The sequence below is a fragment of the Pelomonas candidula genome, assembly GCF_043555985.1.
Classification (GTDB): Bacteria; Pseudomonadota; Gammaproteobacteria; order Burkholderiales; family Burkholderiaceae_C; genus Pelomonas; species Pelomonas candidula.
In genome coordinates this window covers 1-461 of sequence record NZ_JBIGIC010000050.1, presented here as the reverse complement: position 1 = coordinate 461, position 461 = coordinate 1, and the positions used below count along the sequence as shown (strand labels likewise).

The 461-nt window shown below is 48.8% G+C and carries 1 rRNA gene; it reads right to left on the bottom strand.

The features are described from left to right. Window positions 1–339: 339 nt before the first annotated feature. A 5S ribosomal RNA gene (rrf, locus tag ACG04R_RS28430) occupies window positions 340–452 on the bottom strand. Between the last annotated feature and the right edge of the window lie 9 nt (window positions 453–461).

The following is a 461-nucleotide window of genomic DNA, read 5'->3' as shown; positions in this document are numbered from 1 at the left end:
TCAAATCTAATTTCCGTGAGCGTTTAAAGTCCGAAGGACCGTTGCAAGTCACCCTGCAACATCACTTCGCCTCAAACGCCCACGCTTATCGGCTGCTAATTATTAAAGAACATCGCAATCTTCAGAGCCCAAACTCTTCGCCTTGCGCCGCCGACACCATTCTTTTGATATCAACAGAGAAGCTTGATTATGAATTAAAACGATATACTCGTCAACCCTTATTCGCTTCATTTCTGCATTGCCTTGCAACGTCAGATGCAAACACTGAGAGCACAATGCTTGCATCTACCGGCGGAGATGAAGACGCCCGATCAAATGACCGGGCGTCTCGATTTAATAGCCTGACGATGACCTACTTTCACACGGGAATCCGCACTATCATCGGCGCTGACTCGTTTCACTGTCCTGTTCGGGATGGGAAGGAGTGGGACCAAGTCGCTATGGTCGTCAGGCTTGACTGG